26 protein-coding genes are annotated in these 26,516 nt (G+C 45.2%); 15 read left to right on the forward strand and 11 right to left on the reverse strand.

Annotated elements, in window-relative coordinates:
• Nucleotides 1–98: 98 nt before the first annotated feature.
• From CA267_RS18715 to CA267_RS18730, 4 genes are all read right to left on the reverse strand, one after another.
• Nucleotides 99–1,001, reverse strand: a complete 903-nt coding sequence (locus CA267_RS18715) for a glycosyltransferase family 2 protein (RefSeq protein WP_075609379.1) — start codon at nt 999–1,001, stop codon at nt 99–101.
• Between the two features lie 243 nt (nt 1,002–1,244).
• Nucleotides 1,245–1,406 carry a hypothetical protein gene (locus CA267_RS18720; protein ID WP_170669092.1) on the reverse strand — a complete coding sequence of 54 codons (162 nt, stop codon included), beginning with the start codon at nt 1,404–1,406 and terminating at the stop codon, nt 1,245–1,247.
• A 563-nt stretch (nt 1,407–1,969) separates the two neighbouring features.
• Nucleotides 1,970–2,515: a type II secretion system protein gene (locus CA267_RS19185; protein ID WP_083638442.1), complete on the reverse strand. Its 546-nt coding sequence runs from the start codon at nt 2,513–2,515 to the stop codon at nt 1,970–1,972.
• Between the two features lie 289 nt (nt 2,516–2,804).
• A complete protein-coding gene (locus tag CA267_RS18730; protein ID WP_097349232.1) occupies nt 2,805–3,830 on the reverse strand; it encodes a hypothetical protein in 1,026 nt (341 codons plus the stop codon).
• A 375-nt stretch (nt 3,831–4,205) separates the two neighbouring features.
• Between CA267_RS18730 and CA267_RS18735 the strand changes: the two genes are divergently transcribed.
• The 3 genes from CA267_RS18735 to CA267_RS18745 all read left to right on the forward strand — a co-directional run bounded on the left by CA267_RS18735 (nt 4,206) and on the right by CA267_RS18745 (nt 6,174).
• Nucleotides 4,206–5,054 (forward strand): DUF945 family protein, encoded by an 849-nt coding sequence (locus CA267_RS18735; protein WP_075609377.1) that lies wholly within the window; start codon nt 4,206–4,208, stop codon nt 5,052–5,054.
• Nucleotides 5,055–5,064: 10 nt separating this feature from the next.
• A complete protein-coding gene (locus tag CA267_RS18740; RefSeq protein ID WP_075609376.1) occupies nt 5,065–5,493 on the forward strand; it encodes a hypothetical protein in 429 nt (142 codons plus the stop codon).
• 324 nt (nt 5,494–5,817) lie between these two features.
• Nucleotides 5,818–6,174 carry a hypothetical protein gene (locus CA267_RS18745; RefSeq protein ID WP_075609375.1) on the forward strand — a complete coding sequence of 119 codons (357 nt, stop codon included), beginning with the start codon at nt 5,818–5,820 and terminating at the stop codon, nt 6,172–6,174.
• Nucleotides 6,175–6,232: 58 nt separating this feature from the next.
• On the opposite strand, the gene CA267_RS18750 is transcribed toward CA267_RS18745, so the two are convergent.
• From CA267_RS18750 to CA267_RS18775, 6 genes are all read right to left on the reverse strand, one after another.
• A complete protein-coding gene (locus CA267_RS18750) occupies nt 6,233–6,595 on the reverse strand; it encodes a diacylglycerol kinase (RefSeq protein ID WP_075609374.1) in 363 nt (120 codons plus the stop codon).
• 286 nt (nt 6,596–6,881) lie between these two features.
• Nucleotides 6,882–8,891, reverse strand: coding sequence for an asparagine synthase (glutamine-hydrolyzing) (gene asnB / locus CA267_RS18755; protein ID WP_075609373.1), 2,010 nt, complete (start codon nt 8,889–8,891; stop codon nt 6,882–6,884).
• Nucleotides 8,892–8,909: 18 nt separating this feature from the next.
• Nucleotides 8,910–9,983, reverse strand: coding sequence for an aspartate/ornithine carbamoyltransferase family protein (locus CA267_RS18760; RefSeq protein WP_075609372.1), 1,074 nt, complete (start codon nt 9,981–9,983; stop codon nt 8,910–8,912).
• Between the two features lie 119 nt (nt 9,984–10,102).
• Nucleotides 10,103–11,515 (reverse strand): sodium:solute symporter family transporter, encoded by a 1,413-nt coding sequence (locus tag CA267_RS18765; protein ID WP_075609371.1) that lies wholly within the window; start codon nt 11,513–11,515, stop codon nt 10,103–10,105.
• Nucleotides 11,512–11,940 (reverse strand): hypothetical protein, encoded by a 429-nt coding sequence (locus CA267_RS18770; protein WP_075609370.1) that lies wholly within the window; start codon nt 11,938–11,940, stop codon nt 11,512–11,514. The genes CA267_RS18765 and CA267_RS18770 overlap by 4 nt, the downstream gene beginning before the upstream one ends.
• A 611-nt stretch (nt 11,941–12,551) precedes the next feature.
• A complete protein-coding gene (locus CA267_RS18775; protein WP_075609369.1) occupies nt 12,552–14,180 on the reverse strand; it encodes an FMN-binding glutamate synthase family protein in 1,629 nt (542 codons plus the stop codon).
• Between the two features lie 346 nt (nt 14,181–14,526).
• Here CA267_RS18775 and CA267_RS18780 point away from each other — a divergent pair, with 346 nt between their 5' ends.
• The 4 genes from CA267_RS18780 to bfr (CA267_RS18795) all read left to right on the forward strand — a co-directional run bounded on the left by CA267_RS18780 (nt 14,527) and on the right by bfr (CA267_RS18795) (nt 18,606).
• Nucleotides 14,527–15,519: an alpha/beta fold hydrolase gene (locus tag CA267_RS18780; RefSeq protein ID WP_075609368.1), complete on the forward strand. Its 993-nt coding sequence runs from the start codon at nt 14,527–14,529 to the stop codon at nt 15,517–15,519.
• Between the two features lie 431 nt (nt 15,520–15,950).
• Complete coding sequence (locus tag CA267_RS18785; RefSeq protein WP_075609367.1) at nt 15,951–17,540, forward strand: cation:proton antiporter family protein; 1,590 nt, start codon at nt 15,951–15,953, stop codon at nt 17,538–17,540.
• A 122-nt stretch (nt 17,541–17,662) separates the two neighbouring features.
• Nucleotides 17,663–18,139, forward strand: a complete 477-nt coding sequence (gene bfr / locus CA267_RS18790) for a bacterioferritin (RefSeq protein WP_075609366.1) — start codon at nt 17,663–17,665, stop codon at nt 18,137–18,139.
• Nucleotides 18,139–18,606: a bacterioferritin gene (gene bfr / locus CA267_RS18795; protein WP_075609365.1), complete on the forward strand. Its 468-nt coding sequence runs from the start codon at nt 18,139–18,141 to the stop codon at nt 18,604–18,606. Before bfr (CA267_RS18790) ends, bfr (CA267_RS18795) begins: the two co-directional genes overlap by 1 nt.
• Before the next feature lie 10 nt (nt 18,607–18,616).
• Here the strand turns inward: bfr (CA267_RS18795) and CA267_RS18800 are convergent, their stop codons facing one another.
• Nucleotides 18,617–19,066 (reverse strand): hypothetical protein, encoded by a 450-nt coding sequence (locus CA267_RS18800; protein ID WP_097349236.1) that lies wholly within the window; start codon nt 19,064–19,066, stop codon nt 18,617–18,619.
• 236 nt (nt 19,067–19,302) lie between these two features.
• Here CA267_RS18800 and ccoN point away from each other — a divergent pair, with 236 nt between their 5' ends.
• From ccoN to CA267_RS18840, 8 genes are all read left to right on the forward strand, one after another.
• On the forward strand, nt 19,303–20,736 hold the full coding sequence (ccoN, locus tag CA267_RS18805) for a cytochrome-c oxidase, cbb3-type subunit I (protein WP_075609363.1): 1,434 nt from the start codon (nt 19,303–19,305) through the stop codon (nt 20,734–20,736).
• Between the two features lie 10 nt (nt 20,737–20,746).
• Nucleotides 20,747–21,355: a cytochrome-c oxidase, cbb3-type subunit II gene (gene ccoO, locus CA267_RS18810; RefSeq protein WP_075609362.1), complete on the forward strand. Its 609-nt coding sequence runs from the start codon at nt 20,747–20,749 to the stop codon at nt 21,353–21,355.
• 1 nt (nt 21,356) lies between these two features.
• Nucleotides 21,357–21,530 carry a cbb3-type cytochrome oxidase subunit 3 gene (locus CA267_RS18815; protein WP_075609361.1) on the forward strand — a complete coding sequence of 58 codons (174 nt, stop codon included), beginning with the start codon at nt 21,357–21,359 and terminating at the stop codon, nt 21,528–21,530.
• A gap of 4 nt (nt 21,531–21,534) precedes the next feature.
• Nucleotides 21,535–22,482, forward strand: coding sequence for a cytochrome-c oxidase, cbb3-type subunit III (gene ccoP, locus CA267_RS18820; RefSeq protein ID WP_075609360.1), 948 nt, complete (start codon nt 21,535–21,537; stop codon nt 22,480–22,482).
• A gap of 128 nt (nt 22,483–22,610) precedes the next feature.
• Nucleotides 22,611–23,090, forward strand: coding sequence for a FixH family protein (locus CA267_RS18825; protein ID WP_075610062.1), 480 nt, complete (start codon nt 22,611–22,613; stop codon nt 23,088–23,090).
• A gap of 168 nt (nt 23,091–23,258) precedes the next feature.
• Nucleotides 23,259–25,631 (forward strand): heavy metal translocating P-type ATPase, encoded by a 2,373-nt coding sequence (locus tag CA267_RS18830; protein ID WP_170669112.1) that lies wholly within the window; start codon nt 23,259–23,261, stop codon nt 25,629–25,631.
• Between the two features lie 7 nt (nt 25,632–25,638).
• On the forward strand, nt 25,639–25,836 hold the full coding sequence (gene ccoS, locus CA267_RS18835) for a cbb3-type cytochrome oxidase assembly protein CcoS (protein ID WP_075609359.1): 198 nt from the start codon (nt 25,639–25,641) through the stop codon (nt 25,834–25,836).
• On the forward strand, nt 25,823–26,488 hold the full coding sequence (locus CA267_RS18840) for a sulfite exporter TauE/SafE family protein (RefSeq protein WP_075609358.1): 666 nt from the start codon (nt 25,823–25,825) through the stop codon (nt 26,486–26,488). Before ccoS ends, CA267_RS18840 begins: the two co-directional genes overlap by 14 nt.
• The last annotated feature ends 28 nt before the right edge of the window (nt 26,489–26,516 follow it).

A 26,516-nucleotide genomic window follows, 5' to 3' on the forward strand; every position in this document is an offset into this window, starting at 1 on the left:
CTTTTTTTGACACAGCAAGGCTGGAGTGACTATGGGAGCAAGTGATAGTGAGCTAAGGGCTGCTAAATTTATTAGCAGCCCTTAGCTCAAAGGCACAGCTACATAGCGAATCGTGTCGGGCCGGTACTATCAGGCGCTGACGTGGTGCTATTGTCCGAGGGGGAAGAATGAGCCACCGTAATCGCCTGAGACAACTCTTGTTGTGTAGGCAACCGGCGAATGCGGACGCCATATTCTTCGAAATCTGCAAATATAATACCTTTACTGGCAAATTCATTCAGCCAGTTCACAGCGGGATAGAACCCCCACTTTCTTTTGAAGGTTGCAACATTGTTTACGATATCTAAGACGTGGTTCACCGGACAAGCTCTTCCCGGACGATATTGAGCAAAAGTGCGCATCGGCAATTGAAAAAGATGGAATCCAGCGCTTTCACAGCGGGTAGCAAAGTCGATATCCCCTATTCCAAATCCGCAGTAACTTTCATCAAAGCCTCCTACAGTAGAAAATGCCTTTTTACTTATAGCAAATACTGCAGACTGAAAATCTTGCATCTCTAATATTGACGACCTCACCGAATTATCTCGTTTTTGAAATTTAATGCGGCGTTGAATATTTTCAAAAGTCGCATGTTCAGGAAGGGTCTCAACTCGCGTAACAGCAGTGGTAAGCACCCGATCATCTTGCCAGGAATCCATCGCCAGCTCAAAAAATTCAGGTGAGCAGGCACAGTCAACATCTAGATGAAAAATTTTGTCATTCCGGCAAGTAACAAAGGCTTTATTTCGCGCCTGTGGAAGCGGGAGGTCTGAAGAAGTTTCAAAGCGATGAACAATCTCAAAATGCTCACTCTTTATCAGCGAGTGATCTGTCGGCGCGGTCATCCAAACGATAACCAGCTCCTGCGGTCGAACACTGGAAGATTCAAGTGAGGAAATTAAATTGCTGAGTTCATGGAAGCGATTTTTTACAATCGTCACCACACTAAACTTGTCATTCATAGTGATACTCCCGCAACGTGAAAAGATAATTGTCGACCCCTTAACTTCATAGGGTTCATTTAAAAATGTCAGCTGCGAAAATCAGGCCACTTACATGGCAATCTATGTTGTTGAAAATTCTTCTTTTTGCGGTAGAGGTTTGGAGGTAGCGGCAGGTATGACAGGAAAAATTTACAAAATGACCTATACTTATCTCATGGTCCGGAAGGCGAAAAGAGGGAGGTTTCCTCCCCCTTCCTTGGATTATCTTTTATCTGCTTCGTCTCTGTGTGTCACTAAATCTTCAAGCGCGACACCAGGATCTTCTTCGCCACAAACTGATTCCTCTGCACCACCTGCTTCTGCATCATCATCATTTAAAGTAATATCCCGCTCATGTTCGGGCCTTTTTCTGTTGTTACTCATAAACTTACCCTCTCGGCTGTTACCGAATTAAAGCATCTGCGCCACTGCATTAACCTTGCAATTAAGTTCATGTGCGCTGGCGACTTAGAATTAATACCTTTTTATAGGACAAATGGATTGCTTTAAGGCCAACTTTCTTTACGAACTGTGCTGGGTAAGAGCTTGAATAAATAAAATTCATCAACAGTAGAATAACTAAAATTTTTTATTCGAAGCGCCGTAAGTCGCCCGTGGTGGTTCTGCCGGAGCATTTTGCTCCAGTAGTTCGGCGAAGAAATTCTTACTTATTGTTTAAACGTACTCGCAACCTGTCTCTGATAAATTACGTTACCCATTCCAATTGATAATGTGGCAGCAACTAACGGTGAAATTTTTTATCTGACGACAAGATATAAATGTGAATTAACGTCGCTGCCCGCAGGGCTCTTCATAAACCTGTATTGCTCATTGTAGCTCGCTATTTAGGTAGCTTTTTTACCACGAAGGGGTTCCATAGCTTGCGCCGCAATTAAAACAGGTTCATTTTGAACAAAATCCGGATAGCAAAGGTCAACACGCCCTAGCTACATTCTATTATAAATCTTAACCTGACCCGCTTCGCCGGAATAGTTAAATCCACCTGCGTTCACGGCAAAATCACGCATGAAATAGACAAAATGCGGTGCGCCGCTAGATACAATAGTTTCACCGCCTCCGCTCTTAATAAAGCCGCAAATACCGCTATACGCAAACGCGTTCCAACCTTCAGCAAGTGTAGAGTTGTAATCTGCAACTACTGTAATAGGTTCGGGTTCAGAATACATCACATTCCATACTTCACGACAGCCAGTGCTATCATCTGTATTCCCCAGGGGCCATCCCGCATTACTGAACTTAACGTCAGTATTACCAATTTGAATTGGAGAAGTTTGCCTGATTAAATACTTCGCATGAAGCAAAGACAGACCGGACTTAAAACTGCCGAACTGCGCTTCAGTTGCAGAAGCTTTGGCATCTTCAGAGATATCGACAAAACGTGGCGTTGCGGTTACTGCCAGCACACCTAAAATTGCCACAACAATTACCAGTTCAATTAAAGTAAAACCTGTTGTTTTATTTATCGTTTTCATTTTTTATATCTACTTTTTTACTTAGGTAGAAGATTACTAAATTCGGCGGAAATTCAACAAGTAATTATGCGTAGGATGAGGTATAGCATTTGGTACAGAGGTATTTAAAGGTGGTAAAGTAGCGCTAATGTCGGCTCAAACTCTGGGTTAGATCACGAACAGTGATTGAACAATAAGCGGGCTTTTTTTAAACCGGGCTTCTGGAGCAGGATGCTCCAGCAGAACCATCATGGATGATTTCACGGCGTTTCGAATAACAAATTTCTAATTACTCATGCTCTCGTCCGGCTCAAACCAGCCAATGATTTTCGTAATCAGCCAAAATTAAACCCAAGTGCAGAGGATTATTTTCTACCCCCACATAAGGATTGTGCGAACTATGAATACATTGTCTTTCTTTAATTCTGCTCTCAAATTCTGTTAACCACCTTATTCTGTTGTTCTTACGAGAAATTGGTAGCAGCGCTGAAGCACCTTTCATCTGAAGGCTTAACAGAAAAGCAACAAAGTAATCCAGTTGTCCGTGCGAATCATAAATTTTCACAAACCACTTCCAGGCAGAAGTATGGCTTTTTTCTTTACCCAGTTGCCTTAGAAAATCGCTAATGCTTTCCACTTTTAAAATGACCTGCGCGTAATAAATGGCACCTTCCCAATATGCCGACATTTCCAGTTCGCTTTTAAGCCAATATGGGTACTCGGGTACGCGTATTATCGTGTTTTGTTTGAAGTCGAAGCTATCGATTCGCGATTTATGGCCAAAATGCCAATCCTCGTTTTGCGATAGCAAATGCGGCGCTTTATCGACAACAAAAAGCTGGTTATTATACATTTGCACACGCTGTACCGGCGGCAATGGAAAATCTGCGCCCTCATGAATAGCGACGGTGTGAGGAATGGCTGTAGCCCGCTTTTTCATTATCGGCATCAGACCAGTATCTGCTTTACCAACTAATTTGGCGTACCATCCGACAAAAGCAAAATTATCGCCCTTGCATGCTTCCAACAACTTGCCAAACCGGCTTTTTATATATCTCGTCAGGGTGTAGGGGTTGGAAATAGCAACGTCATCCCATGCAAAAAAGGTGCCAGCCCTACCTTTTGAAACATGCTTATGATGAAGTCCTGACAAGCTCGGCAGCACAATCAACTCGCCATCCATTACACTTAAATCATAAGCTGGTAACAACGTTGCGGCCCAATTCGTGCCCTCGAAATAACAATAGACTGCCAGATGCTGAAAGCCTTCTTTGTGAAGTTCATGTACGGCATTCAGCAAGTTGCAACTTCGTACTACCGACTCATTATTAATCAATACTTCTCCGCCGCAGGGTCTTCGCCCGATTTCGCACATTCAATAGAAATTGAAATATGGTGTAGGTCAGTTAAGCAGATGATAAACCAGAAAAAATAGAAAAGTCGAACTTGTTTTATTGTTTTGCTGTCTGCACAGGGTCTTTTGTCTTCAACGAAATCTCACCACTCGCCACTCTTATTCTGCCCTTCTAGCCGGCGTAAGCCTGAGGACCCAAGTCCTTGCGAGACCCATAACAGTCACCTTAATGCGGTAATTCGCTATCCATATAACGCGACTTTTAGTACCTTAGCGGCGTTTTTTACCGCAGTCGTTCGTTGTTTAGAAAAGGATAAGCTATGAACGGCGACCAAGAAAATCAAATGGAGAGTGATTATGAATATAAAATCGGCAGTATTGCTAGTTACAGGGGCCGCTGTTGCTTTCGCGGGAGCCACCTTTTATACCAAGAAAACCTATGAAAATACCATAGACCATCAGTTGGCGATTTATAAGGAAGTACCGACTGTTAAAGGCGTTACAATGGAGCGTACAGTAATTGAGGAAGGTTTTTTCTGGGTAAACGATGAGTATCGCATAAGCTTGGATCCAGAGTTTTTTAACACAATGGGGGGAACTATTGGTTCTACCACTTCGCTTAAATTCGCCGTCAATAATGACTGCCACATATTCCCGTTTTATATTAGTTGCGATAACCGCTTTGAACCCAGTAATGATAAAATTACTCAGGAAATGGCGCAGCATCTTCAGAAAGTTCCATACGAATCAAATTGGTCCTTAAATGCGCTAACTCGCACTATACATTCATCTTTTAGCGTGGAAGACGCTGTGTTTGAGGAAAACGGTGCAGATATTACTATTCATCCTCTGCACCTTTTCTCTACTACCGACTTCGATTTGAAAGAGGTTCAATTTGAATTGGAATGGGAAGGAGCAATGTTGGCTTTGCCCGAGGAAAAGCTGACTTGGCAATTTTCCCAACTTGCAACACGTGGAGAAATGTCCAGGGTATTCGGCACTACCTTCGTGTACAGTATCAAAACCAAAATAAATAACTATGGTTTTTACACTCCACTGGCAGATATTTTCAAAGGCGAACATCTGAGTTTTTCAACGGAAACAGTGCTTCATAATGACGATACTTTCAGTGTGGAATATGCACTGAAGAATGCTTTAATGCAGACATTTCCCCCCCGCGGCCCCTGGTATTCTGGAGAACGTTGAATTTAACTTTGTGTTAGCAGGTTTTGATAAAGCGGCCGCTGAACTGTATGCCCGACTGACACCCGTGCCATCGACCGACAACAAAGAGTCGCTTATTGCTATGATAGATGCTGTAGGCGCAAAACCGCTCACCATCACCCTGGAAAAGCTTTCGTTTAAATACAATGAGGTTCCTTTTCAAGCTCAAGGACGTGCTGATATCCAGCCATTTAAGTATGCGGAGCTGCTTGCGGGGCATGGCGCCGAAAAGCTTCAAGCAGAATTATCTATTCAGTTAGGAAAATACGTGACAGAGGTTCTCCCACAATTCGCCCCTATGCTTGAGCAGTATGTTCAAATGGGGATGATAGAACAGGATGAAGATGGCGCTTATAAGTCACAAGTGCAATTTAACCGTAAGCAATTGCGGGCCAATGACAATGTTGTCCAACAGTTTTAATGGTTTTTACGCCCAAGGCTGCAGTTAGCTGGTTTATGAGCTTACTGCCTTCTCCCTTGCCCGACCTGCCTAATTGCTGGTACGTTCTCCCTCAAGCTGTTACCTTCGAGCGCGGCTTTTTCTCGCGCTAAGTGAGCCCACATTTAAGTGGATTGGTATTATCAGGCGCTAATCCGCTTAGAAAAAATGCTGCGCGCCCTACTTCCGGTTTTTCTACCTAAAAGAGAATCGGTTACCTGTAAAACCGTTCAATTTTTATTTGAAACCGTTTCTATATTGCCAGCGTAGTTACACCCATAGTCTTATATCGCTAAGGAGTAGAACATGTCGGATGAAATTGCGGAGCTTCATGCTAAGACATTAATTGAAGTTATTGATCAGTCATCTCACTGGAAGTTACATCCAGAGAAAAAACCACCATTTACCAGTAAGGAAGAAGCCTTTCGTTACGTAGAAACCCACAATGAGCCGTTATGTGTGTATGTTCCGGTGGCAGAGAGTGACGATCATCACACTGTAAGAGTTACCTCGAGCGGCGACGACATGGTGTTCACCAATATAAGCTTTGAAGATCCTTCGGAGATCCGTATTCACTCCTCACATTTAAAGCTAATTGAAAGTAGCATCACTGAAATGCTTAATGATCGTCTGCCTGAGGGTAAAAAAATCGCCTCATTCTAGTTCTTTTTGCTGTTCTTTTTGACTGCTACACAAGGATGTGTCAGAAGAACTCTCGAGATCAGGGGTAAACTAAAATCGTAAACCAACAAATAGCCGCTAAAATAAGCGCTACAAAAACGGCGGCCGAGGCGATGTTCTTGGCCTTCGCAATAAGCACATGAATTTCGGTGCTAACCCTGTCTGAAAGTGCTTCTATGGCTGAATTTAATAACTCAGTAATGAGAACAATAAACAGGCAGATGATAAGTAGTAATCTTTCGGTAGTGGTAACATCTGCCATCATCGCTACAGGAACAAGAATTGCCATGGCCGCTAGTTCCTGGCGAATGGCAGCTTCACTACGAAATGCAGCAGTTAACCCCCTTATAGAATAAATTGTCGCAAAATATAATCTGGCTACACCGCGTTGTTTTGCTGTCATACTCCCTTCACTTGCTAAACAAAGTATTGAACACTGCCTGTTGTCATGTTGCCCTTAAACTATGACATTCCCATGAATTGCCAGACGTCATCGCTTAAATAGTTGGGTTCGGCAAGAACACAGAGCGGACATTACCGAACTCACTTTTTCAGTCGGCGTCGTTAAGGGTAAAACCAGGCGCGGCAAAAACGGCCGCGCGTTATGTTCAAGATGAAAACCTGATTCTCAGAATTTCATCAAATGGAGTATCCCGCACAAGGCGTACATTGCCTTTAAGCAGAAAGGCTCATACTACCCACCCCATACTTTGGGCTTGTTCATAAGCATAAGTGGGAATATCACGTTCAATAAAGTGATGATGAAGGATCATAACGCCCAAAGCATGATTGAGAATGGCATCAATCTGGACTTTATCACTTACCTCAGTGGCATCAGACTCCTGCTTTGTAACCAGTGATTCTAAATAATCAGCATCCAGCAACCCCGCAGCTTCGACTTGATCCCGGCTGGCGTACTTGTTCAACAAGGCCTTCAGCTTTTTCCATTTTGCATCATCGGTATGGGCAGGCGGTGCCATAAAAGCGAACTTCTCGCGTTTATAAAGCGTTTCCGGCAACACCCCTTTCATAGCTTCACGTAACACATACTTTTCTTTACTGCCACGAATTCGCATATGGGGTGGCACTTGAACAGCAAATTCCGCCAGTTTATGATCAAGAAATGGCGGCCTGGCTTCCATAGAATTAGCCATATCGACCCTATCGCCACCCCATGTCAAAATCTGGCCCTCTAACATTGTCTTTATCCACACGTATTGGGCCTTATCTAATGGATGTCTTTGTGTTAAATAATGGCTATCCAGCTTACTGGCTATGGCCGTTCCCGGCTCGTAATCGACTAAGTTCTTACGATGCTCTGGGTGAATAAGCTGTCTTGCATGGTCCGAACACCCCAACCAGGGCTGCAAGCAACTGGGAGTAAATCCAATTTTACTGTCAAGATCGGCTGAGGCGTATTCTTCTTTGGGCAGCATCGCGCCTTTAAACAATGCATTTGAGGTTTCCAGGGAACGTCGCCACTCGATAGCCTGGTCGGCGTCAAGCCCTTCCATTCCATGCAGATACATGTCCTGTCGGAATGCGGGATACCCCGCAAATAATTCATCCGAGCCTTCCCCGGTAAGCACCACTTTATAATTTACATGGCGAACTTGCTGACTCATCATTAACTTTGCCACTGCCAGCGTGTTATAGATAGTGCGTTCGGTATGCCAGATAGTGCGCGCAAAATTGTTGTACAGCAAATCGGCATTTAGTGTGAGGATTTCCTGATCGGCGTTAACTGATTCCGCCATTTCGGTGGCAATTTCAGACTCATCATAATCAGCGTTGTCAAAGCTGATGGTAAAGGCTTTAAGCGGCTCTTGGGAATATTGCGAAGCAAGTCCTAAGATTGCGCAAGAATCAATGCCCCCCGAAAGATAGCACCCCACAGGAACATCGGCATTTAACCGCAGTTGCACCGCTTCCAGTAATTCGCGCCGCACGCCATCAATATAGTAGTCATCAGCCTTTGTATCGCGGGTACCGATCACCGGAAAATCCATGTCCCAATATTTATGCGTCTCGACATTCAGGCGACCATCCTGGCGCGTAATTCTAAGCATATGTCCAGGCTCAACCTGCTGAATGCCTTTAAACGCGGTGGTACCGGGAACCATGACTTGAATAAGCTGATGAAACAATCCTTCTGAGTCAAGCTCAGGGGTGACGTCAGGATGCGCAAGAATCACTTTCACTTCAGAGCCAAAAATTAGCGCGTTTTGCGTTTGAGTCCAGTACAGGGGTTTTACTCCAAACCTGTCTCGCACCAAATACATGCAGTCTTCCCGCTCATCATATAACGAGAAAGCAAACTCCCCCCGCAGCTGCTTGAGCGTTTCATTTATGCCACAGTGGCGAAAAAGCGTGGGTAGGATTTCCGAATCGCTTTTACTGATAAACTCTACTCCTTGGGCGGCTAAGTCGGTGCGGATCCGCTGGTAACCGTAAAATTCACCATTATGCACACACATAGTTTGCCCGCCATCCAACCAAAAAGGTTGACGTCCCCGGCTTTCGTTCAAGTCGTTAATGGTCAGCCGGGCGTGGCTCATCCCCACTCCCATATCAGCCGGATTACAATAACCATAATTATCCGGCCCGCGGTGGTTCATCATCGCCGCCATATTTACCAGCGTCTGTGAATCAATTGGCTGAGATTTTCTAGAGGCAAAAACGCCTGCAATGCCACACATAGTTTCCCCTTTCCTAATCTATACAATATCCAATACGCGTTCTGCCCGGCGTACTAAGCAGGTTAACAGCGCTTGGCGCAGAAATACGGCACCGCGCGCCTGTGCGAAATACCAGTTGTGGGCTGTGTTGTCCAAGCTTCGACACAGCTCAGCGCCACGGGCGAGTGGGTGTAACACAATGGCGCCCTTTTTTAGCGGCGAGTCGCTGTTGATCGCGAATTGATTGCCGTATTGGTTAAATGAATTTCCCTCCCATGCAATGGCGTTGATGTACACCACATCGGCATCAGGCAGGACTTTTTGTAAATTGTCAGAAGTTTGTATATTGAGACCCGACTGGACCAGAGATTCCAGTTGCCCTTTATCAAACATCTCATTTTGCTGTTGGTCGTTAACAATGGTGACTTGACTAAAGCACTCAGGAAACAACGCCACCAGTTTTAGTAAGCTGCGCACAGTACGCATTTTGGAGGGTAAACCAATAAGGCAAAGGTTTATCTTTTCACCTCCGGGATCTGCTATCAGAGAAGGCTTCCATTTTAAAATAGTATAAAGATCAGCGAATGCCTGGGTAGGATGTTCATCAGTACCATTACCGGCATTGATAATAGGAATCCGCAGCGCCCCCATCATGTCCCGAACCGAGTTCGCGTTAGTATCTCGCAGTACTACACAGTCGCCATAGTTGTTAAACATCTCTCCTACATCTGCCAGACTTTCTCCTTTCGCCAGACCGGTGGTGGAGCGATCGGTGATTGACATAATGTCACCACCTAGCCGATGCCATGCACTTTCGAATGATAAGCGGGTTCGGGTACTGGGCTCGTAAAAAGCGGATATTAGTATCTGACCCTGTAACGATGTGCCGAAGCGGTCCGGATTCGCTTCGTACTTTGCTGCCAGGCGAAATATCTGCAACAGCTCTTCGCGATCGAACTGATCTGCCGAATAAACATGCTTATTAGTGAGTTTGCTAAGATGATCTCCATCTTCTTGTATTGCCCGCAGCAGAGATTTGGGGTGCGCGTTACCATAAACATCTGGCCGTTCGCGATTGAAATTAACGACCGCTTCAAGCTCCGCTCTTACCATAATGATTTACCTTTCATATCCCGTAGTAACCAGTACACTAGCAGTACCGGACTACAACAACTCGCCAATAGACAGGCATACACTAAGGCGGTAAGCATCAGTTCACTGATATACATGCTCTACCCCTTAAGCTCGTGCCATTGAAATTCAACGTTACCTTTACGAATACCGATTTGGCAGCAAACTAAAGACACTGCACAGGAAACGATGGCCGCAACATAAAAGCCGATAATAAAATATCCCGCCAAGCCACAGACGGTGCCTGATAACATAGAGACACCAGCCCATCTTCCGGCCAGTTTCGGCTGATAGAGCCCATATACGATGGGCCAGATAGTTGAGGCCACAAATGCGCCAGTAAAATTTAGCAGCGCTCCCAGTGTGGCTAATTTGAATGCGGCGACTACCCACGTAGCTACGCCTAGTGCTACTACGATACAACGATTTGCACGGAGCAATTGTTGCGAAGACGCTGCAGGATGAATAAGCTTTTTATAAATATCCTGCGTCAGCAGGTCTGAAGTCGCTGCCAGCAAGGAATCCATACTTGAAGCCAGTGCGGAAAAAACAATAATGAAAATGACTACAGCTCCGGCACTGCCAAGAAGTTTAGCTGCCACCATGGGACCAACCATATCTGCGCTGGGTGGCGCCAGGTTTAGTGAACTGGCGGCTAAAGCGATAAAGCCAGTAACAATAGGAATGGGAAACCACAGCAAACCAGCAGTTAAGTACGAACGTTTTCCGACTCCGTCAGCAAAAGCAAACGCGCGTGACCACCAAACATTTGAGTGAAAAATTTCACCAATACCGAAAAATATATTGTTGAAAAAAAACATGATAGCCGCAGGAAACAACAGGTTGAGCAACTCTGGTTGTTGTTGGGTCAACGTGGTATGCATGGTGTCAAAGCCGACTTTCTCTATACCTATCCAGGCTACAATTACCACTCCGGTTATTATGATGAGAGTTTGTAGAAAGTCAGTGGCAATAACTGCTTTTAGCCCGCCCAATAGCGTATAGCCAACGCAAATAATGAGAATTGCAGTCATACCCGTCATATAATCCAGACCGCTTAACGACGAAAGTAACAATCCGCCAGCCATACCTAAACTGACTAGCCAACCCACTGCATAACATAACGAAATGATCATAAACATTGCCCAGGCAAATCGACCATAACGACGAAAGATAAAGTCGCCGCTGGTAAAACCTTCTGGTAACAAGGCCTTGATTCGTGCAGCTAGAGGAGCAAACAGAATGAGACCTAAAGCGGCCATGCTGTACCCTAACATGCCCCATACGCCAAACTGGTAAGTGAGTTGAGGCGCAACCAGGGTAGTATTACTTGTGATCCACGTTGCCATTGCCGTTGCCGTTGCCATAGCAAAGCCGACGTTTCTGCCAGCAAGGGCATAATCTTCAATAGTGCGATTATTACGACCTAAATACCAACCCCAGCAGATCCACACAACGCCAAACGCGATGAGAATCCCTATTGCAGTGGGCGCACTGAGCATAAAGTCCGTCATCCATACACCTTTTGAGCATGAAACAGCGTGTATAGTAAATAGCAGAACATAAGGAATCCCAGTCCAAACAATGCACCAGCAGATTTCAACGAAAAGTGCTGCACTCTAATGTCTGACACTTTAATGGTTTTGGCGGTAGAGGTAAGAAATACGGAATAATTGCCACTGCTTAGGCCGCTTAACACCCAGCCTTGGTCAGCGATTACCGGATAGGACGCGATCTCTTCTTCATTTACGCCTTTTACACTAAGCGTATTGTATTTCGCATAGTCCGCGTGCCAGGGAATAGTCACTGTGCCATCACGGGTAGTTTGCTTTTCTACATTTTTATTGGCAGCGCTGGCATTAGAAGTAAGGAACATTATCCAGACAACAACGAAAAAGCATAAACAACGGCTGTGAGCAGGCAATTTTCCTGAGATCATTTTGGCCCTTCTCTCAAGTTAAGCGTTAGACTACTAATAATTAGAGTTATACGCAAAATAATTATATATTGCGTAAATTGGAGACCGAATAATCTAATGTTAATGCTGTAAGTCTATTGGAAGAAGAACGCTCGACTCCAAATCAGCAAAAATCAGAACTGAAAAATTTGCTCTCATTCAACGCTTATAGAATTGAGTAATGCTAAAATGTTTTGATTACCATCTTCATTGCTTAAGTGGTGATTGGAGTGGTGCATCAACGATATTGCGAGTTTGGGAGGGTGAATAATAAACAAACAAAAGTTGCATTTTCCTGGCCACACCAGGTGAAGTATTTATTGTTCCGAATGCGTGTACCTGCAGGGCAACCGCATGAGTGAGCGAAAAACGATCAGCTGTGAAAATATGTAAAAGTTTCTTATCCGAAACGCCGTAAAATCATCCGCGATGACTCTGCTGGAGCATCCATCCTCCAGAAGTTCTGGCTAAGAAACCTCCACTTATCCCAGTGCTCAGTTTCTTCAAACTCTTATCATAAAAGCAGAACGACGTACGAAATCGTCAACCACCGCCTGCCAGTCGGGTCTTAGAAATAGCCCGAACGCGATCATTCACACCGCTTTGGTTTCTTCTGCAATTTTCGCCAGGTGGCTGGCAGGCATAAAGCTTTCCGCGCTCGCTTCTTGCACATGCAGTTTGTAGGCTTCTGGCACATCATTGCCAAGCATGCTACCCCGTTTAACTAGCGGAAAGATTTCGTCATAACGTTTGATATTCTGTTGATCAACACGCCGAAAAATATGAGTCCGGTTAAGATCGTGGGGCGATTGATGCCCGGTGGATGAGAGAAGATCGACAAGGGAATGAATGGTTTTCTTTTGAAACCGGTACACTCGCTCAGACTTATCTGCCACATCCAGCCCTTTTATCAGTTTAGGATCTTGTGTGGCCACCCCAGTCGGACAACGGTTCGTATTGCAGGACAGCGACTGCACACAACCCAGCGCTAGCATCATTCCTCTGGCGCTGTTACACACATCCGCGCCTAAACTTAAGTTTTGCACTAAATGAAATGCCGTAAAAATTTTCCCCGCAGCAATAATTTTAATATGTTTACGTAAATCAAAACCGATTAAACAGTCATCTACAAACGCCAGCGCTTCGCGCAACGGAAACCCTACAGAATTAGAATATTCCAGGGGTGAAGCACCAGTTCCGCCCTCCCCTCCATCCACAGTGATAAAGTCCGGATATACACCGGTTTGATGCATGGCTTTGCAAATGGCGATAAACTCACTCTTTCTCCCCAACGACAACTTGAATCCCACCGGCTTGCCACCGCTGAGTTCTCGCAATTCGGTGATGTAATCCATCATCTCCAGCGGCGTTGCAAAGGCTGAATGACGAGGCGGAGAATCTACACGGGTGCCCGGTTCTACTATGCGAATAGCAGCTATTTCCGGCGTATTTTTATGTGCAGGTAAAATACCGCCGTGACCGGGTTTGGCTCCTTGAGACAGTTTTATTTCGATCATTTTTACGTTTGGCAGCGTCGCTCTTTCTTTAAACAGCTGTGGGTTAAAAGTGCCGTCTTTGTTGCGACAGCCAAAGTAGGCTGTGCCAATCTGCCAAACAAGATCACCGCCATTATCCAAGTGATACGGGGTTAGCCCACCCTCGCCCGTATTATGAGAAAAATTGCCCTTTTTGGCGCCTTTGTTTAATGCTGTTACCGCCGCGCCACTTAAACTGCCAAAGCTCATTGCTGAAATATTGAAAAGGCTGGCACTATAAGGTTGTTTACACTGAGGGCCGCCAATGATGACCCTAGGATCACAGTCCATTTCTTCAACATCCATGGCTGAAAGCGAATGACCAATCCACTCATACCCGTCCTGGTATGTGTCCAACCGTGTACCAAACGACAAGGTATCGAGACTATCCTTGGCGCGCTGGTAAACAATGGACCGAAACATACGGTTTATTGGGCGACCTTCTGTATCGGATTCAAGAAGATACTGCTGCAGGTAGGGACGGAGACTTTCCGCTGTCCATCGCATGCGACCAATTAGAGGATAGTTTCTCAAAATAGCATGTTTTTTCTGTAAACTATCAAACACTGCAAATACCATTAATGTGCCGGTGAGCAACAGGAAAACCCAGGCGACAGGCCAGATTAAACCGACTAATACGTTACTTATGAGTAATAATATGAGTACTGCCAGAATGAGATTTCTCACCTAGACTCCTTAATAATATTCTTTATTGTCATGGATATGGCTTGTGCAATGTTACAGATCATTCTTCCTGCTTCAGCCAATCCGACGAACTACGACTAAAGGGGGATTTTTGGAAACAGTTTTTACAGATAGGATAAAACCCTTACATTGCATTTACTATAAAGTGACCAGTGGATGGTCGTACTGTACTTAATTTTACACTTTCATCGTATTACTTCAGTTATCATCAAGCAAATAACGCGTTTTTCGCCTTACAGCATGTTACCTTAGCGTTATGCGTAACTGGATTTTTAATACTTTCCGCGTGGTGTAATTCACGTACGGTTTACGGAGACATTTTTTCTTTATGTGGATCCTTTTCTTTTTTGGCATTCTGTTTCTGTCTCTATACATTTATACCTACCCGCGCGTAGGTGACTGGCTATTGTTCATCACTCAGCAGTATCGTATGTTCAAGCATGGCTTTAGTGAGCGCTGCTATCGCGTTAATGGCATGCCTATTGCCGCACTGGAAAATAATAGTCTTAAATTTGAAGGTTCGCGTCCTTTGCTAATCATGGTTCATGGATTTAGCGCGGATAAATCCGTATGGCTTCCTTTGGCCAGCAAATTAAAAGATCAGTTTCATATTGTTATTCCTGATCTGCCCGGACACGGTGACACCGGCTATTCTCCCCAATGGAATTATAGCGTGAAAGCGCAGGCAGAAATTCTTTGCTCGCTCATTTGGCAGTTAGGCTACCAACGCGCGCATGTTATTGGCAATTCGATGGGTGGCCATATTGCAGCATGGATGGCCCGATATCATGAGAGCAGCATTGCTTCTGCGGTATTGCTTAGCCCCGGCGGGCTACCGGGCGTGCAAAAAAGTAAGCTGGATAAGCTGATGGAGCAAGGTTTAAACCCTTTTTTTGTTCAGGAACGCGGCGATTTTCGCAAATTACTGGCCCTCTCCATGAGCCGACCTCCGTACATGCCTTCGATCGTCAAAGATGCGATGGCGCAGCGATATATTGCCAAACGCGCACAGTATGAACACATCTTTAGAGATTACTCCGCATCAGGCTATCTCAATTCCAGCTCGATGGCGAAAACCCGTCCTCCCTTATTTATTATATGGGGTATGAAAGATGCCTTAATCCATGTTTCCGCTATGCGAAACTGGAGCGATACCGTTCCCTGCGCTACGCAGGTATTTCACGATTTGGGACACATGCCAATGTTAGAAGCGCCCAAACGTATTTACTATTGTCTCGATCATTTTTATCAAAAGCACAAAGATTTCATTAAACCTAAGCCAATCGATAAGCCCCTGAATATTTATCGGAACATACCTTGAAGAAAAAGGGTTAAGAACGCGAATAGTTACCGAACAATAGGCGGTTATTTTATCCGGATTTCTGAAGCAGGGATGCTCCAGCAGGGCCATCATGAATAATTTTACGACGTTTTGGATAATAAATTTCTACTGCCGATGAATTTTTACTCACTCGTGCTCTCGTCCTGAACGTAAAATGCTTCACAAAGCACATGCAAAATGAGCAAACGAGCATTGAAATGAAATATGCAATAGCAAATGGGTAGACAGGCTAAAGAGTTTAGCGGGACTTTGTTACTCACAAACTAAAATGTATTTGTGTGAAAAGCGCGTTAACCATTGCCCCACCCCTGCCTACCGTTCCTGGCTCCTACGCACTAATTTACATTGTAATGAATCTGTCGCATGCTAAAGCCTTAGTTCGATATCACGCAATACGGAATTTTTTATTCATGGAATACGTTTTTTTACTTTTTGCTTTTGTTTGCGGTCTGTCAGTAAAACTTATTGGTATCCCACCAATGGTGGGATATTTGGCAGCAGGTTTTCTGCTAAATCTTGCAGGTTATTCGATGACCGACTCACTCCAGGAAATCGCCAATTTGGGCATAACCATTATGCTCTTTACCATAGGCCTTAAGTTAAACGTACGGGATTTGAGTAAACGGGAAGTTTGGGCAGGAAGCGTGTCGCATGCACTCGTGTGGGTGGGAGTGATAACGTGTATTTTATACGGTCTGGCAATAATAATAGCGCCGATGAGCGGCCCACTTGACTGGCAAAGCGCGGCCCTCATTGCCTTTGCTCTAAGTTTCAGCAGTACCGTATGTGTAGTCAAAGTATTAGAAGAAAGTGGAGAAAGTAAAACCCGGCATGGGCGCCTGGCCATCGGTGTGCTGGTTATGCAAGATGTATTTGCCGTAGTTTTTCTGGTTGCCGCCACCGGGAAACTGCCGTCAGTTTGGGCACTAGGGTTACTTGCCGTGATCCCGTTGATGCCCTTGATCACACGCGTCATTGACAAATCCGGCCACGGCGAACTTCTTCCACTGACAGGTTTTATACTGGCCCTGGGTGGCTATCATGTTTTTGAGCTGGTTAATATAAAAGGCGACCTTGGAGCACTGATATTGGGCATGCTCCTGGCCCGCCACAGCAAAGCCACCGAATTGGCAAAATCGTTACTGAGCTTCAAAGACCTGTTTTTAATTGGCTTTTTCCTGACGATAGGCCTAACGGCCTTGCCCGACATGAATATGATAATTATTGCCTTGATACTGTGCCTGTTCCTGCCGATAAAAGCATTGCTGTTTTTCGGCTTGTTGGTGCGTTTGCGATTACGCGCCCGTACCAGTTATTTAACCAGTCTGGTACTCACCAACTATAGCGAATTTGGTTTGATCGTCGGAGCACTGGCTGTTTCGCTGGGTTTATTGAATAAATCCTGGTTGGTAGTTATTGCATTGGCTGTCTCCTTTTCCTTTGTAAGCACCAGCATTTTATACCGCAGCTCCCACAGCAGATACTTGCACATCAAGGGCGCGATCTCTGCTTACGAAAGTGACCGTCGACTCAATGAAGATATATATCCGGTCATCGACGGCGCAAAATTTTTGGTCATTGGAATGGGACGTGTCGGTTTGGGCGCTTTTCAGTCTCTTGAAAAGCTAGCAACAAGCAGCGTGTGGGGAATGGACGCAGACCGCGTGAAAGTACAGCGCTTGAATAAGGAAGGAATGAACGTGATCTGTGGAGATGGTGAGGATGTGGATTTATGGGATAACCTCGAAATTCATAATCTCGAACTTGTTTTACTTGCCCTCCCCTCCATCGAAGATGTTATCAATGTGACAAAACAACTTAAATTTGCAGGCTACACCGGCAAAGTGGCTGCGATAGCCCGGTATGAAGATGAAATAGATGCATTACTTAGCCATGGGGTCGATAAAGTCTTCAACTTTTTTACTGAGGCTGGTTTAGGGTTTGCAGAAGAAAGTTTAGCGTTTGTGAACGAAGATAAACAAGCCGCACCTGTGCTTTGAATAGAAACAAAGATTGCATTGATAACTATTAATATTTGTATATCATTGTTTTTAAAGTATTTTTTGATTTTTTTATAGCTGCACGTTATACTCTTTCGCAAATACATTAGTGGATGAAAATTATGCAAGGCGACAAGAAAGTTGTTGCGACACTGAATGAAGTGTTAACCAGCGAATTAACCTCGATAAATCAGTACTTTCTACATGCTCGCATGTTTAAAAACTGGGGGCTAAATGAGCTGAATGAAAAGAATTATAAAAAGTCCATTAAGGATATGAAACAGGCTGATGTTCTGATTGAACGTATTCTTTTTTTGGAAGGACTCCCCAACCTGCAAGCGCTCGGTAAGTTATATATTGGGGAAGATACGCAGGAAATGCTGCAGTGCGATATTAAATTTCAGACAGAGCAGCTTCCCGTGTTACGTAAAGCCATCGCCCTGTGTGAAGAAAAGCAGGATTACGTGAGCCGCGATTTGCTTGAAGATATACTTGAGTATGAAGAGGAACATCTTGATTGGCTTGAAACGCAGAACTATCAAATCAACGCCATGGGCATTGAAAATTACCTGCAAGCGCAAGTGAAAGGAGACGATTAATGAAAGGTAACGCTGCGATACTTGACGCCTTAAACGAGTTGTTAGCTTATGAGCTGGCAGCAATGGATCAATACTTTATTCATTCTCAGATGTACCGGGATTGGGGATTACATAAGCTGTTTGAACGTATTGACCACGAATTTGATGACGAGCGAGGCCACGCGACCAAGCTGATCGAACGTATGCTTTTTTTAGAAGGCGCGCCTGATATGCAGACACGCACCGGCTTCCAGATTGGAACCGATGTGCCGTCAATGCTGCAAAGTGATCTTCGGGTGGAATATGAGGTTGATGCGAAATTACGCGAAGTGATAGCTTTGTGTGAAGCTCAGGAAGATTACGTAACGCGTGATATGTTAATTACGCTTTTAGAAGATACCGAAATGGATCACGCTCATTGGCTGGAACAACAGCTGGGTCTGATTAAACGTCTGGGATTATCAAACTACCTGCAATCACAGATGTAGGTACTTCAGGTCATGACGACGTGGTAAAGTACAAAAAGACCGGCGTAGGCTGGTCTTTTATATTAACTACCATTCGCCATCGCATCAGCGGTTCAGCGCAACTGCCTAACATGAACCAGCCCGACCATTGATTAGCGTCAATTGAGTCAACCGAAACGGGTATCTTTCCCATGTACATATTTACCCCTTCAATCCATATGCTCTCAATCACAGCATCCTGCGGTGTAATGAGATTGAGAGTAATGGGTTCTTCAATTGTGGGGGGGGCAGAAAATCGAGCAACCGCGGGACGGGCGAAAATAGCGAAATCGCATTCTAAGTCAACAAAATTGCATTGATTGCGTAGGTCCATATCGTCTGATGACACGCTGACATATTGGTTTGCAAGATAGACACAAGCCGGTAAAATAACGATAATAAGGGGGCGTAGCGCTTTTTGTAACAGGAATTTTATTTTCACGTTGGTAGTATTTTTCTTTCCAGCAAGGGCCATAAGTAGTTTATTGACCAGGATCAACCTTGGGCAGTTTATGGTATCTTTTTATAAATAAAAACCTTATCATCCGCGTTCTGACTGGCCTGGGGCAATAGTTATTGTCTTTTACAGGCACGGTGTAAGCCCGCAAGACTAGCATTTTCTGCTATTTTACGGCAGTTAGAAACCCATTTAGCATTAGAAGTGGAAGATTCATTAAAATGAGTGAAACAAGCCAAGCACAACCTGACTACAATTACAAAGTCGTCAGGCAATTTACCGTTATGACAATTGTCTGGGGTATTGTGGGGATGGGGCTGGGAGTATTTATTGCCGCGCAATTATTTGCTCCAGCACTCAACTTTGATACTCCCTGGTTGACATTCTCCCGTTTGCGTCCATTGCATACCAATGCCGTTATTTTCGCTTTCGGTGGGTCTGCGTTATTCGCAACCTCTTTTTATGTAGTACAGCGCACCAGTCAAGTTCGCCTGTTCAGTGACAAGCTTGCTGCATTTACCTTCTGGGGATGGCAGGCGGTAATCATCTCGGCTATTGTGACTTTACCTCAGGGTATGACAAGTACGAAAGAGTACGCTGAACTGGAATGGCCAATTGATATTCTTATTGGCTTGGTCTGGATAGCGTACGTCATTAACTTCTTCGGCACCCTGGTTATTCGAAGAGTTTCCCATATTTACGTTGCTAACTGGTTTTACGGCGCGTTTATGCTGACTGTTCTGGTATTGCATATCGGAAACAGCATGGCAGTTCCCGTTTCCATGACCAAATCTTACTCCTTATATGCAGGTGCTGTAGATGCCATGATGCAGTGGTGGTACGGACACAACGCTGTCGGGTTTTATCTTACTGCAGGCTTTTTGGGAATGATGTATTACTTTGTTCCTAAACAGGCAGGGCGTCCTGTTTATTCGTACCGGCTTTCAGTGGTGCACTTCTGGGCACTAATTTCTCTTTATATCTGGGTGGGTCCGCACCATCTTCATTATACGGCCTTGCCTGACTGGACTCAGTCGCTTGGAATGGTGATGTCACTTATTCTGTTTGTGCCTTCCTGGGGCGGCATGATCAACGGCATCATGACGTTGTCGGGGGCTTGGCATAAATTACGTACTGACCCTGTATTGCGCTTCCTCATTGTGTCGCTGTCATTCTACGGAATGTCTACCTTTGAAGGCCCGATGATGGCAATTAAAACGGTAAATGCCTTATCTCACTACACTGACTGGACAATCGGGCACGTTCACTCCGGTGCTCTGGGATGGGTTGCCATGATTTCTATCGGCTCAGTGTATCACCTTATTCCTGTACTTTTTGGTCAGCGCGCAATGTACAGCACACGCTTGGTGAATATTCATTTCTGGTTAGCGACGATAGGTGTTGTACTTTATATCGTAGCCATGTGGATGTCGGGAGTACTACAAGGCCTGATGTGGCGTGCAGTTAATGCTGATGGCACGTTAACATATAGCTTTGTTGAATCGATGGAAGCCTCTAAACCCTTCTACGTAGTACGGTTTATTGGCGGCTGTTTTATCTTAGTCGGTATGCTGATTATGGCTTATAACGCCTATAGAACCATCCGAGCGCCGAAAGGCACTATTGCAGCTGAACCAGCGACGCAAGCTGCATAAGGAGACGGTAGTGAAAAGAAATCCACATGAGTTAATTGAAAAAAACGTTGGTCTGCTTACCGTTCTTATTCTGGTGGCTATTGCTTTTGGGTCGATGGTGCAAATAACACCATTAATGTTCCAGCAACAGACCATGGAGCCGATTAAAGGACTTAAGCCTTATACTGCGCTCCAGTTAGAAGGCCGTGACATCTATATTCGCGAAGGTTGTGTTGGTTGCCATAGCCAGATGATTCGTCCGTTTCGTTCAGAAACGGAGCGTTACGGTCATTATAGCGTAGCGGGTGAATCTGTATGGGAGCACCCATTTCTTTGGGGTTCAAAAAGAACCGGGCCTGACTTGGCTCGCGTAGGGGGAAGATACAGTGATGCGTGGCATCATGCGCATCTTTACAACCCTCGTGACGTGGTGCCCGAGTCGATTATGCCGAGCTTCCCTTGGTTGCAGGAAAATACATTGACCGGCGAATACACTGCGAAAAAAATGGAAGTATTTCAAGGCTTCGGCGTACCTTATACCGATAAAGATATTGCTGGAGCAAAAGCGGCGGTACAAGGCAAAACCGAAATGGAAGCCTTAATCGCTTACCTTCAGTCTCTTGGAACACAGTTGAAATAGCATGGATCAAGGAACTATAGGCAGCATATTTACTGTCGTCGTTTTCCTCTGTTTTATAGGCATAGTATGGTGGGCTTTCGCCGGACGTAACAAAAAAGATTTCGACGAAGCCGCTAACCTTCCTTTTGCAGACGAAGATAAAGAAAAATCAGACAAAGATAAGCAGGAGTCTTGACCCCATGAGCATGTTTTGGACAATATGGATCTCTGTTCTCACACTGGGAACCATTTTTGGATGCTATTTCCTGTTACGTTGGTGCTTAAGCAACAACACAGGTGTAGCTGAAGGCGAACCAATGGGTCATTCATTTGACGGCATTGAAGAAATTAATAATCCGCTTCCTAAGTGGTGGACCATACTATTCTACGTAACCATGGTTTTTGGTTTGGTTTACTTGTTGCTGTTCCCTGGACTGGGGTCATTTGATGGTTTGCTGGATTGGAAAAGTTCGAATCAGAATATTCAGTCTTTAGAAGAATCAGAACAAGCGCGTATACAGGCAAAAGAAGAAGGTATTTTAGTAGAATATGATCGCGAACTGGAGTTTGCGGCAGAAAAATTCGATCCTATTTTTGAAGCCTATGCGCAAATCCCTGTCGAAGAGCTGGCAAAAGATCCCGAAGCCATAAAAGTTGGGCAACGCATGTTTTTGCAAAACTGTTCTCAGTGTCACGGATCTGATGCTCGTGGTCAGCGAGGCTTCCCTAATCTTACCGACAACGATTGGTTATACGGTGGAACCGGCGATAAAATCGTAGAGACCATTGTCAATGGTCGCCAGGCTGCAATGCCTGCGTGGCTGGATGCAATGGGTGAACAAGGCATTAACGAGGTTGTTGAATACGTACTTGGTCTAAGCGGCCGAAATGTAGATGACGAACTCGCCGCCAAAGGCAAACCACGCTTTGCTGTTTGCTCTGCTTGTCACGGCCCCGACGGAAAAGGTAATCAAGCATTGGGCGCTCCTAACCTCACCGACAATATTTGGTTATATGGCAGCACCCACGCCATTGTCACTGACACGGTAAGTTATGGTCGTAACGGCGTAATGCCTTCCTTTAAGGATCGCTTAGGCGAAGATAAAATCCACGTGGTCGCCTCTTACGTTTACAGCCTGTCTCATTAATATTGACCACATAAAAAGCCCTGTCCTCACAGGGTTTTTTTATGCGAAAATAGAGCGCCAGCCGTATTGGCGTTTTACTTCTCATTCTCTAGCTCCCACTTTACGTGGATGCCGTTGGAAAAGACCTTATGATTACTCCCTGGTACAAACAGTTTTGGCCGTGGTTTCTTATTACAGTTCCCATTATTTCCTTTGCCGTGGGTGGGCTGATGTTTCATCTGGCTTCTGATACTACCGATAGTCTGGTGGTCGACGATTATTACAAAGAAGGGAAAGCGATTAACGCCAGACTGGACAAATTAGAGCAAGCTAGAAAGCTGAACATTACCAGTGATCTCAAAATACATAACGACACAATTATTCTTGAGTTCCATTCTGGTATTCCCCGCGAGGGCGAAGCTCTGAAACTGACGTTTTATCATGTAACATTGAAGGAGAAGGACACCAGCGTCTTATTGACCCGTGATGCCAGCGGCCTCTATCGAGGAACCATTGATCAGCCGCTGGAAGGAAAGTGGCATGTCACACTGACGCCTCTTGATGAATCATGGAAAATTCAACAGTCTGTTACCCTGCCCCGCGCTGACACAATAAAATTTAATCCGTAGATATGGATAAAAACCGCGATAATGCTCGCTACGAGCCGCATGCCATTGATGCCCGGCACAGTGATGCCCAGCACAGTGGTGCCCAGCACAGTGGTGCCCAGCACAGTGATGCCCAGCACAGTGATGCCCAGCACAGTGATGCCCAGCACAGTGATGCCCAGCACAGTGATGCTTCCCAACCAATGCTACCATTGCGGTTTAGCCAATGATGCCTCGCAACATTTCGAAGCGGTAGTCTTAGGAGAAACCCGCCAGTTTTGTTGCCCGGGATGCCAGGCGGTGGCGCAGGCTATTGTTGATAATGGTTTAGAAGATTATTACCAGTTCAGAACGGAGCCTGCCACGCAAAATGATTACGCTCTGGAATCGCGACTTTCGCAACTTAAAGTCTTTGATGAGCCCGCATTACAAGAAGAGTTTGTGTTTGACGAAGGAAAGCATAAACAAATTCAATTGACGATAGAAGGCATTACCTGCGCTGCCTGTGGATGGCTCATTGAAAAACAATTGGCAAAAGTAGCGGGAATTACACAGGTTTCTGTCAACGTAGCCGAGCGCCGATCAGCGATTAGCTGGGCACCCGAGGCTATTTCTCTTAGCCAGATTCTACTGGCTTTAAAAAAGGTGGGTTATCAAGGCCTGCCATTTCATCCTGATCAACATGAAGCTTCTTTTAAAAAGGAGCAAAAAAGCTTTCTTAAAAAATTAGGCCTGGCAGGTTTAATGACGATGCAGGTCATGATGCTGATGGCGGGTTTGTATTTCGACTTATTCGGTAACATGGAAGCAGAAACAAAACAGTATTTTTACTGGATTGCTCTTGTGTTAACCACACCTGTAGTGCTTTATTCAGGAAGTGTTTTCTATCTTGGCGCTATTAAGGCGATCAGCGCTAAAACAGTAAATATGGAGGTCCCAGTCACACTTGCCATATTCGGCGCTTATATTGCTGGTATCAGAGCAACGCTATTAGAACAGGGCGAAGTCTACTTTGAATCCATCTGCATGTTCATATTCTTACTTTTGCTAAGTCGCTTTTTGGAACATAGAGGCCGTCACAAAGCAGCTCAGATTTCTGCGAACATGATGCAATACATTCCGGTGACTGCCACCGTGCTCAGCGACGACCAGACATTAACGCAGTGTCTTGCAAAAACGCTGACTGTAGGACAGGTAGTTTTGGTAAAGCCAGGGGAAACGATACCTATTGATGGTACGGTACTGAGCGGTCAAACAAGTGTGGACGAATCTATGCTTACCGGAGAATTCAATCCGGTGCATAAAAAAGAAGGAAGCGGTGTATTTGGTGGCACCGTAAATCAAAGTGGCAGTTTGACAATTCAGGTTACGCAAACTCTGAAACACGCGCTGGTGAACCAGATTATTCGCCTGCAAAGTACCGCTATGGCTACCAAACCTAAAGCAGCCAGAATGGCAGATACCGTGTCGCGCTACTTTGTCGTCGCCGTACTTGTTGTTGCCGCAGGTACCTTTACATTTTGGCATTTGCAGGGAAATGATCATGCTTTCTGGATCACCATTTCTGTTCTGGTTGCCACCTGTCCCTGCGCATTAGGTTTAGCCACACCTTCAGCCTTAACGTGCGCCATGGCTAAACTTAATCGTAACGGCATACTGTTGAAGCGAGCTGACGCGTTAGAGCAAATTACCGACGTTGATACTATCACTTTGGATAAGACCGGCACACTGACCGAAGGTAAATTTTCCATTACGCATAGCTGGTTTGCAGAGCCCGAACATCAACAATATATTATGCGAGTGGCTGCTACACTGGAATCCAGATCGGAGCATCCTATAGCTCTGGCCTTTCACGATTCGACACTTTTTGCCATTGAAGACTTCGCGGTTACCTCTGGCTACGGCGTTTCCGGAGTAGTTGATGGACAGCGCTATCAATTAGGCTCAGCAAGATTTGGTCCCCTTGTTGAAACGGAGTGGTCATTCGCGCCCAATGTTTTTCTGTTCAATGAGCAAGGTTGTGTAGCGGCGTTTCAAGTTACCGATGCAGTGAAACATGATGCCAAAGACGTTATAACCGAACTCAATGACAAGAGCTTAATTTTGCTCAGCGGAGACAGCCAGCAAAATGTTGAGCACATTGCTAAACTCTTAAATATTCCCGAAGCTGTGGGTAACCAAACGCCGGAACAAAAATACCGCTTTGTGGAAGAACGTCAGCGGCAGGGACGCAGGGTAATGATGCTGGGTGATGGCATTAATGATGCACCTGTGCTCGCCAGTGCTGATGTAGCGGTAGCGGTGGGAAATGCAACCGACATAGCCAAGAGCGCTGCCGATGTCATATTGTTAGGGGAACATTTAACCAGTCTGCCTCGGCTTTTTCGCGTGGCGGAAAAAACGCAACAAACTATTAAACAGAATATTGGCTGGGCAATTGCTTATAATCTGTTGGTACTACCATTCGCGATTAGTGGCATATTGACTCCGTGGATGGCGGTAGTGGGTATGTCTGCAAGTAGTATAATTGTGGTGACCAACTCGACTCGCTTACTTAAATAGGCAAATCATGAGCATAATCTATGTACTGATCCCATTAGCAATCGTTTTAGTGGCTATTGGAATAGCAGTGTTTTTCTGGGCTGTAAAATCAAATCAATTTGAAGATCTTGAGCGACAAGGCTACAGCATTTTGTTTGATGACGATCTTCCCCCTGAGGAAAAAAAACTCGCGGAAGAGCGAAAAAAGCAGAATGATCGAAACTGATATACTTTCTGCGTTTCTTATCGGCTTGGCAGGTGGCGTACACTGCGTGGGTATGTGTGGCGGCATTGCTACCGCGTTACGGGTGGTTACACCACCGAATGCGAATCCGTGGCCTTACACACTTTCCTACAATATCGGACGTATCAGCAGTTACACAGCAGCAGGAGCCATTACCGGCGCGATTGGTCAGATATCAACTTCCTACCTTCCTATTGCAGGGCCAGTTTTAGCCATTTTTAGCAGCCTTATGTTGCTGGCATTAGCCTGCTATTTAGGGCAATGGTGGCAAGGTTTACGTGTGGTGGAAAAAGCAGGAAGCCGCATATGGAAGCGAATCCAGCCTATTTCAAAGCGTTTTCTTCCGTTCAGAACCCCTTTACATGCCTTGCCTTATGGCATGATTTGGGGCTGGTTGCCCTGCGGCCTGGTTTATTCTACGTTAACCTGGGCGCTTGCGTCTGGCAGTGCAGCAGACGGCGCTTTAGTTATGTTATGCTTTGGTCTTGGCACACTGCCTACCTTATTGGCTGCAAGTGCCGGCGCGAAATGGTTAGTTAGTGGTTTCAGAAATCCCGTTTTTCGGCAGATGATCGCCTTTTTACTGTTTGCGTATGCTTCCTGGTTAATGGTAAAAGCGATAGCAAGTATCTGACTGGGGTATCCATTCCTTTATCGTAGGG

The organism is Alteromonas pelagimontana, assembly GCF_002499975.2.
GTDB classification, from domain to species: Bacteria; Pseudomonadota; Gammaproteobacteria; order Enterobacterales; family Alteromonadaceae; genus Alteromonas; species Alteromonas pelagimontana.

Excerpts from the sequence above, each read along its gene's own strand:
- CA267_RS18715 (WP_075609379.1), bottom strand. The coding sequence starts at position 1,001 with ATGAATGACAAGTTTAGTGTGGTGACGATTGTAAAAAATCGCTTCCAT.
- CA267_RS18720 (WP_170669092.1), bottom strand. The coding sequence starts at position 1,406 with ATGAGTAACAACAGAAAAAGGCCCGAACATGAGCGGGATATTACTTTA.
- CA267_RS19185 (WP_083638442.1), bottom strand. The coding sequence starts at position 2,515 with ATGAAAACGATAAATAAAACAACAGGTTTTACTTTAATTGAACTGGTA.
- CA267_RS18735 (WP_075609377.1), top strand. The coding sequence starts at position 4,206 with ATGAATATAAAATCGGCAGTATTGCTAGTTACAGGGGCCGCTGTTGCT.
- CA267_RS18745 (WP_075609375.1), top strand. The coding sequence starts at position 5,818 with ATGTCGGATGAAATTGCGGAGCTTCATGCTAAGACATTAATTGAAGTT.
- CA267_RS18750 (WP_075609374.1), bottom strand. The coding sequence starts at position 6,595 with ATGACAGCAAAACAACGCGGTGTAGCCAGATTATATTTTGCGACAATT.
- asnB (WP_075609373.1), bottom strand. The coding sequence starts at position 8,891 with ATGTGTGGCATTGCAGGCGTTTTTGCCTCTAGAAAATCTCAGCCAATT.
- CA267_RS18760 (WP_075609372.1), bottom strand. The coding sequence starts at position 9,983 with ATGGTAAGAGCGGAGCTTGAAGCGGTCGTTAATTTCAATCGCGAACGG.
- CA267_RS18765 (WP_075609371.1), bottom strand. The coding sequence starts at position 11,515 with ATGACGGACTTTATGCTCAGTGCGCCCACTGCAATAGGGATTCTCATC.
- CA267_RS18770 (WP_075609370.1), bottom strand. The coding sequence starts at position 11,940 with ATGATCTCAGGAAAATTGCCTGCTCACAGCCGTTGTTTATGCTTTTTC.
- CA267_RS18780 (WP_075609368.1), top strand. The coding sequence starts at position 14,527 with ATGTGGATCCTTTTCTTTTTTGGCATTCTGTTTCTGTCTCTATACATT.
- CA267_RS18785 (WP_075609367.1), top strand. The coding sequence starts at position 15,951 with ATGGAATACGTTTTTTTACTTTTTGCTTTTGTTTGCGGTCTGTCAGTA.
- bfr (WP_075609366.1), top strand. The coding sequence starts at position 17,663 with ATGCAAGGCGACAAGAAAGTTGTTGCGACACTGAATGAAGTGTTAACC.
- bfr (WP_075609365.1), top strand. The coding sequence starts at position 18,139 with ATGAAAGGTAACGCTGCGATACTTGACGCCTTAAACGAGTTGTTAGCT.
- ccoN (WP_075609363.1), top strand. The coding sequence starts at position 19,303 with ATGAGTGAAACAAGCCAAGCACAACCTGACTACAATTACAAAGTCGTC.
- CA267_RS18815 (WP_075609361.1), top strand. The coding sequence starts at position 21,357 with ATGGATCAAGGAACTATAGGCAGCATATTTACTGTCGTCGTTTTCCTC.
- ccoP (WP_075609360.1), top strand. The coding sequence starts at position 21,535 with ATGAGCATGTTTTGGACAATATGGATCTCTGTTCTCACACTGGGAACC.
- CA267_RS18825 (WP_075610062.1), top strand. The coding sequence starts at position 22,611 with ATGATTACTCCCTGGTACAAACAGTTTTGGCCGTGGTTTCTTATTACA.
- CA267_RS18830 (WP_170669112.1), top strand. The coding sequence starts at position 23,259 with ATGCTTCCCAACCAATGCTACCATTGCGGTTTAGCCAATGATGCCTCG.
- ccoS (WP_075609359.1), top strand. The coding sequence starts at position 25,639 with ATGAGCATAATCTATGTACTGATCCCATTAGCAATCGTTTTAGTGGCT.
- CA267_RS18840 (WP_075609358.1), top strand. The coding sequence starts at position 25,823 with ATGATCGAAACTGATATACTTTCTGCGTTTCTTATCGGCTTGGCAGGT.